Here is a 13,906-nt window from a genome sequence, read left to right on the forward strand (position 1 = left end):
GCGGCTGAGGGCGCCGCCTTGGCCCGTGTCCACGCACAATACCGAAACTCAATGAACACCCACGACTAGCCGTCGAAGGAAACAGAACCCGACCATGGCCCTGAAGAAATCCCAACTCTATTCTTCCCTCTGGCAGTCCTGCGACGAGCTGCGTGGCGGCATGGACGCCTCGCAGTACAAGGACTATGTGCTGACGCTGCTGTTCATGAAGTACGTCAGCGACAAGAAGGATTCGCTCATCGAAGTCCCCGAGGGCGGCAGCTTCGCCGACATGGTGACCCTCAAGGGCGACAAGGAGATCGGCGACAAGATCAACAAGATCATCGGCCGGCTCGCCGAGGCCAACGACCTCAAGGGCGTCATCGACCAGGCGGACTTCAACGACGAGACCAAGCTCGGTTCCGGCAAGGATATGCAGGATAGGCTGTCCAAGCTGGTGGCGACCTTCGATCAGCTTGACCTGGGCGCCAACCGCGCCGACGGCGACGACCTGCTGGGTGACGCCTACGAATACCTCATGCGCCACTTTGCCACCGAGTCCGGCAAGAGCAAGGGGCAGTTCTACACCCCGGGCGAGGTCTCCCGGGTGATTGCCCAGGTGGTGGGCATCGGCCCGGACACGCGCCAGTACGAGACCCTGTATGACCCGACATGCGGGTCGGGCTCCCTGCTACTGCGCTCCGCCTACGAGGCCCCGCAGGGCCTGAGCATCTATGGCCAGGAAAACGACAACGCCACCTGGGCGCTGGCGAAGATGAACATGATCCTGCACGACTACCCCACGGCCGTGCTGTGGCGGGACAACACCCTCTCGCGCCCCTATTTCAAGAACGCTGACGGCAGTCTCAAGACCTTCGACTACGCCGTCGCCAATCCGCCGTTCTCCGCCAAGTCCTGGACCAACGGCCTGGACCAGGCCAACGACGAGTTCGGCCGCTTCGAGTACGGCATTCCGCCGGCCAAGAACGGCGACTACGCCTTCCTGCTGCATCTCATCAAGTCGCTCAAGTCGACCGGCAAGGGCGCCATCATCCTGCCCCACGGCGTGCTCTTCCGCGGCCACAAGGAGGCCGACATCCGCCGCAACCTGATTCGGCGCGGGCTGATCAAGGGCATCATCGGCCTGCCGGCCAACCTGTTCTACGGCACCGGCATTCCCGCCTGCATCCTGGTCATCGACAAGGAACACGCCGCCAATCGCGAGCACATCTTCATGATCGACGCCAGCCGCGAGTTCATGAAGGACGGCAACAAGAACCGCCTGCGCTCGCGCGACATCCACAAGATCGTGGACGTGTTCAACCACCAGCGCGAACTGCCCGGCTACGCCCGCCGCGTGCCCCTGGCCGAGATCGCCAGTGAGGCGAACGACTACAACCTCAACATCCCGCGCTACATTGACGCCGGTGAGGCGGAGGACCTGCACGACCTCTACGCCCACCTGAACGGCGGCATCCCAGAGCGCGACGTGGACGCGCTGGAGCCCTACTGGTCCGTGCTGCCCGGCCTGCGCGAGGCGCTGTTTCGTAATAACGGCCGGCCCGGCTACCTCGAGCCCCGGGTCGAAGCCCGCGAAGTCAAGGCCACCGTGCTGGGCCACGCCGCCTTCACGGCCTTCGCCGAGCGCGTGTCCGGCGTTACCGACGACTGGCAGGCGGCCCATCGCCCGGACCTTTACGCCCTGCAAGCGGGCGACAAGCCGCGCGATGTGATCCACGGCCTGTCCGAGGACCTGCTGCAACGCTTCACCGATGTGGCCCTGCTGGACCGCTACGCCGTCTACCAGCGCCTGATGGACTACTGGGCGGCTGTCATGCAGGACGATGTCTACCTCATCGCCGCCGAGGGCTGGGTCGAAGCGGCCCGGCCTCGGGGTGTGATTGAGAACAAGGAGCGCAAAATCAAGGAAGAGCCCGACCTCACCGTCGGCAGCGGCAAGAAGGCGAAGAAATACAAGCTCGACCTGATTCCGCCCGCGTTGGTTATCGCCCGCTTCTTCGCCGACGAACAGGCCCGGCTCGACACCCTGCAGGCCGAAGCCGAGACCGCCAGCCGCGAGCTGGAGGAGTTCATCGAGGAGCAGGATGGCGAGGAAGACCCGCTCAGCGAGGTCAAGAACGACAAGGGCAAGGTCACCAAGGCCGAGATCCCCAAGCGCCTCAAGGCCCTCAAGGGCGAGCCGGACAGCGAAGACGAAATCGCCGCCCTCAAGCAGTGCAAGAAGCTCATGGACAACGAGGCCAGCGCCAAAAAGGCCGTCAAGGACGCCCAGACCGAGCTCGACCAGGCCGTACTGGCCCGCTACGCCGAGCTCACCGAGGACGAGATCAAACAGCTCGCCGTGGACGACAAATGGCTGGCCGACATCCGCACCGCCATCGAATCGGAAGTCGAGCGCATCACCAACCGCTTGGCCTCCCGCGTGCGTGAACTGGAAGAGCGCTACGCGGAGCCCCTGCCGGCCATCGAGCGCGAAGTCAAAGAATTGGCCGGTCGGGTCACCGGCCACCTGGAAAAGATGGGAGTGCGAGTCGATGGCTGAGCGCAGCGAGGCGGTGGAAGAGCAGGCCGTGCGGGATGCGTCGGCCGTCTATTCGGTTGAGGCCGATATCGCGACTGCTGAGGACGTGCCGCCCGGGTACAAGCGGACCGAGGTTGGAGTGATTCCGGAGGATTGGCGTCCATTTAGGATTGGTGAAGTTAGCACGAAAGTGGGGAGTGGCATAACACCAACAGGCGGAAGTCGCGTTTATAAGAGTTCCGGACGCCCTTTTGTTAGAAGCCAGAATATTGCCTGGGGTTATCTTGATCTGAACGACATCGCTTACATCGATGAAGCCACTCACGCCAACTTCGCTGGAACGGAGGTTGAAGGTGGCGATGTGCTTCTCAACATCACGGGCGCATCAATCGGGCGAGCCGCTCTAGCCGATCACAGAATAGTAGGTGGCAACGTAAATCAGCATGTTTGCATAATTCGGCCAAAAAAGGACGCGCTTGAGCCAGGGTTCTTGGCCGCCTTTATCATTTCTTCCGATGGGCAGAAACAGGTCGACAGTTTTCAGGCTGGAGGCAATCGTCAGGGCCTAAACTTTCATCATGTTCGCTCGATTCGCCTCGCTATCCCGGGAGTAGAAGAACAACGCGCCATCGCCACCGCCCTCTCGGATGCGGATGCGCTGATCGAGTCCCTCGGCCGACTGATCGCCAAAAAGCGCGCCATCAAACAGGCCGCCATGCAACAACTCCTCACCGGCCAAACCCGCCTGCCCGGCTTCACCGGCGAGTGGGAGATGAAGCGGTTGGGGGATCATGTGAGTTTCCTGAAGACCGGCACGAACTCCCGCGCCGAACTTGCCAGTAATGGCCGCGTCGCATATCTGCACTATGGAGACATTCATGTTCGAGCCAGCGTCACACTGAACCCTAACGCCGTAACAATGCCGCATATTGCGTCTTCGAAAGTGCGCCATCTGGACAAGTTGGCGCCGGGCGACTTGGTATTCGTGGACGCATCGGAAGATCTTGAAGGCGTCGGAAAGTCCGTCGAAATTACTGACGTGCCAACAGAGGGCATGGTTGCTGGATTGCATAGCATCGCAGCACGATTCGATAAGGACGTGCTCGCCGACGGATTCAAGGCTTACTTGCAGTTTTGTCCGCAGTTTATCGGGACGCTTCGACGGTTAGCGGCGGGTACGAAAGTTCTTGCCACTAATAGGCAACACGTAGCGAGCGTTGAAATGGAGCTTCCTTGTGTAGCGGAGCAGCAGGCCATCGCCGCCGTCCTCTCCGGCATGGGCGCGGAAATCGAGACCCTCGAACGCCGCCGTGACAAGGCCCGCCAGACCAAGCAAGGCATGATGCAGCAGCTACTGACCGGGAGGACTAGGCTGGTATGAAGGTTTCTGAGATGTTCTCCGGGTTCGTTTCGAACTTAGCCATTACAAACACGAACACAATCAGTTTCCGCTATGGAGAGCTTACGTCGGCGTTGAATAGGCGATTCCGGGACACCGACTCCAAGACGGCGAACACCCTCCAGGTAGGTTCTTTCGGGAGGAAGACAGGCATCAACGGCATCTCTGACCTAGATATGCTCTACATAATGCCGAAGGGAAAATGGGAGGATTACAAAGACGGAATGCAGCTCAAACTGCTTCAGGATACCAAGTCCGCGATTCTGAGTCGCTATCCATCAACGAATGTGAGGGTGGACCGTTTGGTGGTGACGGTGACCTATACGAACTTCCACATCGAGGTTCAACCCGTTTTTGAGCAGACCGACCGGAGCTATCTTTATCCGGATACGAAAAACGGTGGAAGCTGGAAGGTCACCAAGCCCAGGGAGGAGATGGAAGCCGTTTCCGAGATGGATTCCGATAAAAATGCCAACCTCCGTCGGTTGTGCAAAATGGCCAGGGCCTGGAGAAATCAGCACGGTGTGGCAATGGGAGGGCTTCTCATTGACACGCTGGCGTACAAGTTTCTTGATGGAAACACCGAATATGACAATAGAGGCTACGCTTACTACGACTGGCTCAGCCGAGACTTCTTCAAATTTTTGTCCGATCTGTCCGAGCAGAGTGAATACGCAGCGCCTGGAAGCCGGCAGCGGGTAAAGGTAAAGAAGAAGTTTCAGCGCAAAGCGAAAAAAGCTTACAAACTTTGTTTGAAAGCCATTGATGCTGAGGGCCAGAGGGGCGTCCATGGGAAATGGAAGAAAGTCTACGGCAGGCCATTTCCGGCAGCCACAGTCGATACTCAGAAAGCTCTTGATGAAGCTACTCAAGCGTCTTGGGAAAATACCGAAGAATTCATTGAGGATGGGTATGCAGTCGATATTTCTGGCTCTCTGAGAATCGATTGCGAGGTGAAGCAGAACGGATTTCGCGAGTTTTTCCTCAGAAATATGCTCATGCGAAAAATCCCATTGATGGCAAAGAAATCTTTACGATTTTATGTAACCGAAATATCTGTAAGAGAGCCATACGAGCTTTACTGGAAGGTTCTGAACAGAGGTGATGAGGCGCGCAGGAGAAATTGTATTCGGGGCCAGATTAAAGAAGATGCTGGGCAGATGCAGAGGGAAGAAACAACGGATTTTCGTGGGGATCATGTCGTCGAGTGCTACTGCGTTAAGGATGGGGTCGTGGTTGCCAAAGATCGCCTTCACGTTCCCATTGTTGCTGAGGCTGGCGCCAATGAATAGAGAAGCAGAGCTCCTAGAAGGGCAAATTCGCGAATGCTATGGGCGAGTCGTCTATTCCCATAAAACCCATGAGAAGTGCGCTGACATGCTGCTGCGCAGAAACGGCCGTATAAAAATGGCACAGATTGCCCTATCAGCCATGATTACAGGTGGCGTGGTATCAACCTTTTTTGGGACCGGGCACTGGGGGTCTGGGGTCAGTGTCGTGATTTCCACGATACTTCTGGCGATAAATTCATACACGAAAGACTACGATCTAGGTGAGATCGCTCAGAAGCACCGGCATGCAGGATCTGAGCTGTGGATCATCAGGGAGAGGTATCTGTCACTGCTGACAGATCTGCGTGTTGGGGATCTGTCTCTTGCAGATATCCGAATTAGAAGGGACGAGATTATGGAGGATTTGCATTCCGCGTATGAAGGGTCACCCAGTACGAACTTCAAGGCGTATAGGGAAGCACAAAAGGGACTGAAAGAGCTGGAGGAGATGACTTTCTCAGATGATGAAATAGATGTGTTCCTCCCAAATGAGCTTAAACGGAAGTCGTGATGAACGACTTTGGGTTGTTTCATCGATTGAAGTTGGCTAGAGCGGCTGAAGCCCCGCAGCATTGCTGGCGAAGGACTTCGGATGTTCCTTCCACTACAGGCGGACGGGACACTGGGGCCATAGGGTCGGAGGCCGGCGGGCGCAATCCGGCTGAGTTTCGAGTCGCAGCATTACGCCATAGGGGGCCCAGAAGTGATTTGATAACAAAGGGCTTTGAGTCACGCCAGTCGAGGAGGCTTTCACCTATGGATCCTGAACAAGATCACGAGTCGAAGACGCGGATGGCCCTGCGGAAGGCGGCGGCCAACGCCCTGGAGCGCAAGCGCCGGCTGGGACAGTACGCCGTGATCTGGCGCGATGGCCAGATGGTCCGACTGTCCCCGGAGCAGCCCGGTAGCCCGGGCGAGTATGCATCGGAGGCCTCCGCCCCGCCATCCGCTGTACGAGAGCCGGGGCCGGACGACGAGGGTCCGAAATGAGCGCCGTCGGCCAACGCGAACGCCTCACCCAGCAGCAGGTGCTGCACTTCTTCCAGGATGATCTGGGGTACCGCTACCTGGGGGACTGGAAGGACCGGGATGGCAACCGCAATATCGAGGAAGACCTGCTGCGCGACTGGCTGGCGCGGCAGGGATATGATGAGCGCGTCATCAATCGCACCCTGCGCGAGCTGGACCAGGCGGCGGCGATTGCCGGCAGCAAGACCCTCTATGACGCCAATCGCGCCGTCTACGAGAAGCTGCGCTACGGGGTACACGTCAAGCCGTCGGTGCAGGAGCAGACGGTTACCGTCTGGCTGATCGACTGGGCCAATCCCGAGAACAACGACTTCGCCGTGGCCGAGGAGGTCACGGTGGCCGGGGCCAACACCAAGCGCCCGGATGTGGTGCTGTATATCAACGGCATGGTCCTGGGCGTTCTGGAACTGAAACGCTCCACCGTGGCGGTGGCCGAGGGTATCCGGCAGAACCTGGATAACCAGAAGCAGAATTTCATCCGGCCGTTCTTTTCCACGGTGCAACTGGTGATGGCGGGTAACCCGACCGAGGGGTTGCGATACGGCGTGATCGAGACGCCGGAGAAGCACTGGCTGCAGTGGAAAGAGGACTCGGTGAACGAGGATCTGCTGATGCGCGGCCTGGAACAGGTCTGCCGCAAGGATCGGCTGCTCGAGATCATCCACGACTTCATCGTGTTCGATGCGGGTACCAAGAAGACCTGCCGGCACAATCAATATTTCGGCATTCGCGCGGCGCAGGAGTTTGTGCGTCGGCGCGAGGGCGGGATCATCTGGCACACCCAGGGGAGCGGCAAGTCTCTCACGATGGTCTGGCTGGCCAAGTGGATTCGGGAGAACGTAACCGATGCCCGGGTGCTGGTGATCACGGACCGTACGGAGCTGGATGAGCAGATCGAAAAGGTGTTCAAGGGGGTGGACGAGCAGATCCATAGGACACGCAGCGGTGCGGATCTGATCCGGGTGCTCGGGAGCAGCGAGGAGTGGCTCATTGGCTCGCTCGTGCACAAATTCGGTAGCTCGGAGGAAGGGGATGTCGATGAGTTCGTCCGCGACCTGAAGGGGCAACTGCCCAAGGGTTTCAGGGTGCCGGGGAATCTCTTCGTATTCGTCGACGAATGCCATCGCACCCAGTCGGGCAAGCTGCACGATGCGATGAAGGCGCTTCTGCCCGATGCCTCGCTGCTCGGCTTCACCGGAACCCCGCTCTTGCAGAAGGACAAGCGCAAGAGCATCGAGATCTTCGGTCCCTATATCCATACCTACAAGTACGACCAGGCCGTGAGTGATGGTGTGGTGCTGGATCTGCGCTACGAAGCCCGGGACATCGACCAGCAGCTTACGAACCAGCAGAAGGTGGATGAATGGTTCGAGCTGAAGACCAAGGGCCTAAATGACTACGCCCGTGCCCAGCTCAAAAAGCGCTGGGGCACCATGCAGAAGGTGCTGAGCTCGCGCGATCGGTTGGAGAAGATCGTGGCCGACATCCTCTGGGACATGGCGACACGCGACCGGCTGGTCAGCGGTCATGGCAACGCGATGCTGGTAGCGGGCAGCATCTACTCGGCCTGCCGGCTCTACGAGATGTTTCAGAACACCGAGCTGAAGGGCAAGTGCGCGATCGTGACCTCCTATGCCCCGTCGACCGCGGACATCAAGGGCGAATCGACCGGGGAGGGTGAGACGGAGAAGCTCCATCAGTACGAGATCTACCGCCAGATGCTGGCCGCGCACTTCGACGAGTCGCCGGAGACAGCGATGGGAAAGGTGGAGACCTTCGAGAAGGAGGTCAAGAAGCGGTTTATCGACGAGCCAGGGCAGATGAAGCTGCTGATCGTGGTGGACAAACTGCTCACGGGGTTTGATGCGCCGCCCGCGACCTATCTGTACATCGACAAGAACATGCGGGACCACGGCCTGTTCCAGGCGATCTGCCGGGTGAACCGGTTGCATACGGAGGACAAGGAAGTCGGTTATATCATCGACTACAAGGACCTGTTCAGGTCGCTGGAGCAGTCGATCCAGGACTACACCGGCGGGGCCTTCGATGCGTTTGATTCGGAGGATGTGGAAGGTCTTCTGGAAGACCGGTTGACCAAGGCGCGTGAGCGCCTCGATGAGACGCGCGAGGCAATCCACGCGCTTTGCGAGGCCGTGGAGCCACCGCGTGACAGCGCGGCGTATCGCCGTTATTTCGTGGGCACGAGTGATGATCCCGACACGCAGAAGGACAACGAGCCGAAGCGGTTGGCGTTGTACAAGCATGTCAGTGCGTTCCTGCGGGCGTACGCGAACCTGGCCAACGAGATGGGGCCGGCGGGCTACAGCGATGCCGAGGCGGCCGAGATCAAGGCCGAGGTGGAGCATTACGAGAAGGTCCGCGAGGAGGTGAAGCTCGCCAGTGGCGACTACATCGACATGAAGCTTTATGAGCCGGCTATGCGGCATCTTCTGGACAGCTATGTCCGGGCGGAGGATAGCGAGAAGCTTTCAGAGTTCGATGACATGACCCTCGTGGAACTGATTATCGATCGGGGAGAGGAAGCGCTTGATGCCTTGCCTGAATCGATGAAAAGCGACCCGGAGGCCATGGCCGAAACGATCGAGAACAATGTCCGGCGCTTGATCATCGATGAGATGGCGGTCAACCCGAAGTACTACGAGCGGATGTCCGAGCTCCTCGATGCGCTCATCGAGCAACGACGGAAAGAGGCTCTCGAATACCGGGAATACCTTGAGAAGGTCATCGAACTCACTCGCCAGGCGGCCGGGGGCAAGGGAGGGTCAACCTACCCCTCGGGTCTAGAGACACCGGCCCAAAGGGCGCTGTACGACAACCTGGGACAGGATGAGACTCTGGCACTTCGGCTGGACGAACGCGTGCGCAATGTGAAGAAAGCGGACTGGCGGGGCAATACGTTCCGGGAGCGAGAAGTCCAGCGGGCCGTTCGGGCGGTATTGGAAGAGCAGGTCCGTGAGATCGGAGAGTACGATGTCGACGAAGTTATGAAGTTGGTGAAGGCCCAGAGTGAGTACTGAGCTACAGCAAATCGACGTTGGCGGCCTGGCCGTAGAGGTCCATCGCAAGTCGATCCGAAATCTTCACGTCGGGGTGTACCCACCGGAAGGCCGGGTGCGGGTGGCCGCGCCGGCGCACATGGACGACGAGGCCATCCGGTTGGCGGTGGTGTCGAGACTGGCCTGGATCCGCCGTCAGCAGCGAATGTTTCAGGCCCAGCCGCGGGAGTCCGACCGCGAAATGGTCACCGGCGAGAGCCACTACTTCCGTGGCCAGCGTTACCGTCTGAACGTTACTGAACAAAGGGGGGCAACCGGCGTTCGTCTCGTGGGGAATCACACGATGGAACTCACCGCCCCCCCAGGAAGCGATCTAGAGGCCCGGCAACGCCTCCTCCAGCGCTGGTACCGAGAACAGCTCCGTCAGCGAATCCACGAACTTCTCCCCGGGTGGCAAAGCGTCGTGGGCGAAGAAGTCGCCGAATGTCGCATCAAGCAGATGAAGACGAAGTGGGGTAGCTGCAACATCGAGGCCCGGCGAATCTGGTTGAACCTGGATCTAATCAGGAAGCCCGAGTCCTGCCTTGAATACATCCTGGTACACGAGTTGGTGCACCTGCTGGAACGACAGCATAACGATCGCTTCCGGACTCTCATGGACCGCTTCCTGCCGGACTGGCGGTTACGCAGAGATCAGCTCAACCAGTCGCCACTCGCCCATCAGGGCTGGGATTACTGAGGGGTTCAAGTCCCGAAATCGGAGGCCGGCCTCTCGGCCACCATGTCGTGGGCGAGCCTCTCGCGAACGTTTTCCCGTCACGGCGGGACCTAACTTTGAGGTATGGAATGACGGATTTGACGTGGCGCAAGGCCATCGAGCGAGTGCTGAGCGACGCGGGTGGCGCGATGCACTACACGGACATCGCCGAGCAGATCGTGGCAGACGGACTCCGGAAAAACGTGGGCGCAACGCCTCCTGCGACAGTCAACGCGAACATTTCAGGCTCGATCAGCAAGGAAGGCGATAACTCACCATTTCGCAAGGTGGATCGCGGCGTATACATGCTCAAGGATAGTGGTTCTGCCGCGGCACCGAAGGCGGGAGCCAAGCCCAATGTCAAAGAAGCCGACGAGGAAAGCGAAGAGCAATATGATGTCGTTTCCTCTTTCGGGATGTTCTGGCGTCGCGACTTCGTCGTCTGGAGCGGGACTCCCAAGATTCTGGGTATCCAGCAGATTGGGTCCGAACCGGTCGACTTCTGTGGGCAGTTCGGTATTTATCTGCTCTACGACGGTCGCGAAGTGGTCTATGTAGGACGCTCGGTTGATCGGCCACTTGGTCGACGCCTTTATGAGCACACGCTCGACCGTCTTTCGACCCGCTGGGATCGATTCTCCTGGTTCGGCGTTCTGCCGGTTTCAGACAAGGGGGCCTTGCAGGACCAGCCTGAGGCATACGGAGCCGGAAAAATCATCCCTGCGTTGGAGGCCATACTGATTGAAGCCTTGGAGCCCCGCCAGAATCGCAAGCGTGGCGATGATCTCTCAGCCGTCGAATATCTCCAGAAGGAAGATCCTGAGGTAGAGAAGCGCAAAGCGCAGGCGGTACTGGCTAAGCTCGCCAATAAGTTTTAGCAATTTTCGATGCGTTGCCCGGCGGTCTCAATAGCATTTGCTGAATTACGCGATGCCGGCTTCCAGTGCACGTGCGGGTCCAAGGCTCTTGCCTGTGTCTATCCCGTTAGGTTTGTCCTTCCGCGTACTCATCGGCGATTCGACCCAGACAGAGTAGGTGCGTTGTCGCACTGGCCACACAGGAGGACGTGACGATGAAGGATGACAGCAATAGGGCCATATTCCAGGCATCCATCATAATGCTGGCGATGCCTTCAGCGATCCTTGCGCAGGGTTCGCAAATGTTCCCCGATGGCAGCTACGGGCCAAACTATGGGCAAGGTTCGCAGATGCATCCGGATGGCAGCTACGGGCCAAATACCGGCCATGGCTCGCAGATGCATCCCGATGGCAGTTACAGCTCCAGCTTTGGGCAAGGCTCGCAGATGCACCCCGATGGTACGTACGGACCGAACACCGGGCGGGGTTCTCAGATGTACCCGGATGGGAGCTACGGTCCGGAAACCGGTCGAGGGTTCCAGGTGCATCCGGACGGCACCTACGGCCCACGGTAATCGAAGGGAGCGGTCCCATGGGTAACGTCATAAACTTGGTTCCGGATTCCTATTACCAACGCCTCCGCCAGTTTGAGGAGGACCGGCAACTTGGGACCTTTCTCTCCGCATTAGATGTGATCGCTACCGTCACGACGGTGGATGAAGCCGCCCTTACAACCTGGGAGGGACTCGCTGACTCGGTGATATCGGATGAGCCGCTCACCGAGGTGTTGAACTGGGTCGCAACCCACCGGTTCAGCTTACTGGCTATGCCTCCGCGTTTTGAGGAAGATCCCTCGGAGACTTTGCCCGAAGAGAAGCGCGCGCGACTGGAGGAGTTGGGGAAGATGGCGGCGGAGGCATCCCTGGCCCTGGAGTCCGAGCTCGAAAGTTTGCACGTCCAGAATCCCGTCTATGGCCGTTTTCCGGGCGTGCTCCCCTTCCTCCGGCGGCCCGATGCTCCGTGGTTTCCGGCCATTAGCGAACCCGCAAAGGTTATTGGGGCGTTCATCGATAGCCTGTACCCGGAGGATGCCGTCAGTCCCGAGCGGGCGGTGGCGGCAGAACAGCCGTGGTTAGGAGCGCATGTCGCCGAGACATTGCTGCCATGGGCTATTGCACGGGAAAGAGTCGGGAACTCCCGTTATTCGGCGGCTGCTCTGTCTCGCATTGAAACATTCGTGCCTTTGATTCCATCCCTTTTCGATATTCATTTTGACTTTTTTGACCCGGAGACCTGGGGAGGCCGGTTCGAGCCAGAGATCGTGGCAGGCACTTTGATTCATCTCCCGCAGGCGATGTTCGACCGCGTCTTGGAGGTGACGTCTTGTGACCCCTTGCGCGGCGATCTGGAATTTCCACTCGATCCAGATCAGCCCGGAGAAGAAGAGAGAGCTGCTCGCGCAATCATCGAGACTTTCGAGCTGGTTTCTGTTCTTCCCGTCAGTGATGGGGAGACTCTCACGTGGGAAAGCATCCCTGCTTCCGTTGAGCACCATTTTGATGCGCTCGCTAGGATCGATCTGGCTCCACGGATGTCATGGGGGCACCACAGGTTCTGGGCTTTTAACGCCATGTTGTCTTCTGGGCTTGACGAATACGTCGTGCCCGATCTTGTGGCTTATGTACGGCATCTTCCGAGTGGAGCGCTTTTTGACGAAGAGGATCTTGCGCGCTCTCTTCGGAGGATCGCTCGAAAGCTCGGGCGGCTGGACCCGTACCGTTCCGTCGCCCGCGTCGGGTATGGGGATTGCGGGTATGTAGGTCTCGCGCTTTCCAATGCGATGGAGAATGTTGACGTTGATTTCTCGGGAGCCAGTTTCATTCTCTTGCTGGGTCAGGACAAAACGTTCGGGTTCGCTGATGAAAGTTCTATTGGGAGTCCGGAGCTTTCGGAGTGGGTACCGGAATACCGGCGCCTTGCGGTTAAACGGTCATCCACTTTTCGCCTAGCGATCGACAGTGCGTTTGATGAAGGGTTTGTGAGTCTGAGCTGTGCATTGACAGCGTTTTACCTTCCAACCCAGGTGCTGGCTTACGAAGGAAATGCCGCCTTCGACTGGTCCTGGTTGGCGGAAGCGCTCGACCGCGCGCAGCATTGGGATCATGAAGGACATGTGCAGGCGAGTGTAGAGGCAACGGTTGACATATTGGACGGACTTGCGGACGGGGCGGAGTCGCGGTCTGTACATCGGATGAACCTGTCGCGGTTTTTGTCCGGGGCGCGTAATCGAATCTCGATCGACAAGGACGAACTCAAGCGGTCGCTTCTGGAACTCCGAGAGGACGAAGACGCTCGGGCAACGCGATTCCTCGAGGAGTATGTGGGCCCGGCAAACGTCCGCTGGATGGACCGGAAGGATGTGACGGAATTACATGGATTGGTTAAAGAGACGGTGCGTGCCCGGGACGAAGGGCATTTGGTGGCGGGGTCGCCTGTGCCGGGAATGCTCCTCACTCAATGGTTCAAGTTCCTCGAGTCGCGTTTTGTGCGGGTCTACGACTCGGTGGTGACCGCGGAGCTGGGCAGAGATCCAGGCCGGGCGTTTGGCGTATCTGGGAGTGTGGCTGAGCGGCTCTCCGTGCTGGAGGGCAAGGGCCGTTTGAAGGCCCAGGTGCTTGAGCAGATAAGGGATGGCTTGCCCCCGGGGTTGCGGGACGACGATCTCCTGGACTTCCTGCAAAGGTTCCGAAAGGTGCGAAACAAGGCAGCACATGAGGAAATGCTGCTACCCGGCACCTTCGAAGAGATCTATCGTGAATTGGAGGACGGGCGGCTGAGGGAATTCATCGAGGGTGTCTTGTTGTAGGCGGAGGGGGTCAGAAGCCGTTCTGCGAATGATCGGTCCGATGGTAGACCCTGGGTTAGCCGCATTCGTGACAGAGGAGGAGTGTCTAGCGACAGAAGTTGTCGCGATGAACCTCGAGAATAAGGCGGG

At 58.8% G+C, this 13,906-nt stretch carries 10 protein-coding genes; all 10 read left to right on the forward strand.

What is annotated here, in order from left to right:
- Positions 1–94: 94 nt before the first annotated feature.
- A complete protein-coding gene (locus tag TVD_RS06060; RefSeq protein ID WP_047251090.1) occupies positions 95–2,542 on the forward strand; it encodes a type I restriction-modification system subunit M in 2,448 nt (815 codons plus the stop codon).
- Positions 2,535–3,902, forward strand: coding sequence for a restriction endonuclease subunit S (locus TVD_RS14900; RefSeq protein ID WP_052772672.1), 1,368 nt, complete (start codon positions 2,535–2,537; stop codon positions 3,900–3,902). Before TVD_RS06060 ends, TVD_RS14900 begins: the two co-directional genes overlap by 8 nt.
- Positions 3,899–5,212: a nucleotide-binding domain-containing protein gene (locus tag TVD_RS06070; RefSeq protein ID WP_047251091.1), complete on the forward strand. Its 1,314-nt coding sequence runs from the start codon at positions 3,899–3,901 to the stop codon at positions 5,210–5,212. Before TVD_RS14900 ends, TVD_RS06070 begins: the two co-directional genes overlap by 4 nt.
- Positions 5,205–5,762, forward strand: a complete 558-nt coding sequence (locus TVD_RS06075) for an SLATT domain-containing protein (protein WP_047251092.1) — start codon at positions 5,205–5,207, stop codon at positions 5,760–5,762. The genes TVD_RS06070 and TVD_RS06075 overlap by 8 nt, the downstream gene beginning before the upstream one ends.
- Positions 5,763–6,007: 245 nt before the next feature.
- Positions 6,008–6,241 (forward strand): hypothetical protein, encoded by a 234-nt coding sequence (locus TVD_RS06080; RefSeq protein ID WP_047251093.1) that lies wholly within the window; start codon positions 6,008–6,010, stop codon positions 6,239–6,241.
- Positions 6,238–9,318 (forward strand): type I restriction endonuclease subunit R, encoded by a 3,081-nt coding sequence (locus tag TVD_RS06085; protein ID WP_047251094.1) that lies wholly within the window; start codon positions 6,238–6,240, stop codon positions 9,316–9,318. Before TVD_RS06080 ends, TVD_RS06085 begins: the two co-directional genes overlap by 4 nt.
- Positions 9,308–10,036 carry a M48 family metallopeptidase gene (locus TVD_RS06090; RefSeq protein ID WP_420804899.1) on the forward strand — a complete coding sequence of 243 codons (729 nt, stop codon included), beginning with the start codon at positions 9,308–9,310 and terminating at the stop codon, positions 10,034–10,036. Before TVD_RS06085 ends, TVD_RS06090 begins: the two co-directional genes overlap by 11 nt.
- Positions 10,037–10,143: 107 nt before the next feature.
- On the forward strand, positions 10,144–10,932 hold the full coding sequence (locus TVD_RS06095) for an HTH domain-containing protein (RefSeq protein WP_047251096.1): 789 nt from the start codon (positions 10,144–10,146) through the stop codon (positions 10,930–10,932).
- Between the two features lie 194 nt (positions 10,933–11,126).
- Complete coding sequence (locus tag TVD_RS06100; protein ID WP_047251097.1) at positions 11,127–11,486, forward strand: hypothetical protein; 360 nt, start codon at positions 11,127–11,129, stop codon at positions 11,484–11,486.
- A gap of 17 nt (positions 11,487–11,503) precedes the next feature.
- Positions 11,504–13,777 carry a hypothetical protein gene (locus tag TVD_RS06105; RefSeq protein WP_047251098.1) on the forward strand — a complete coding sequence of 758 codons (2,274 nt, stop codon included), beginning with the start codon at positions 11,504–11,506 and terminating at the stop codon, positions 13,775–13,777.
- Positions 13,778–13,906 lie beyond the last annotated feature (129 nt).

Origin of the sequence: Thioalkalivibrio versutus, assembly GCF_001020955.1 — a bacterium.
Classification (GTDB): domain Bacteria; phylum Pseudomonadota; class Gammaproteobacteria; order Ectothiorhodospirales; family Ectothiorhodospiraceae; genus Thioalkalivibrio; species Thioalkalivibrio versutus.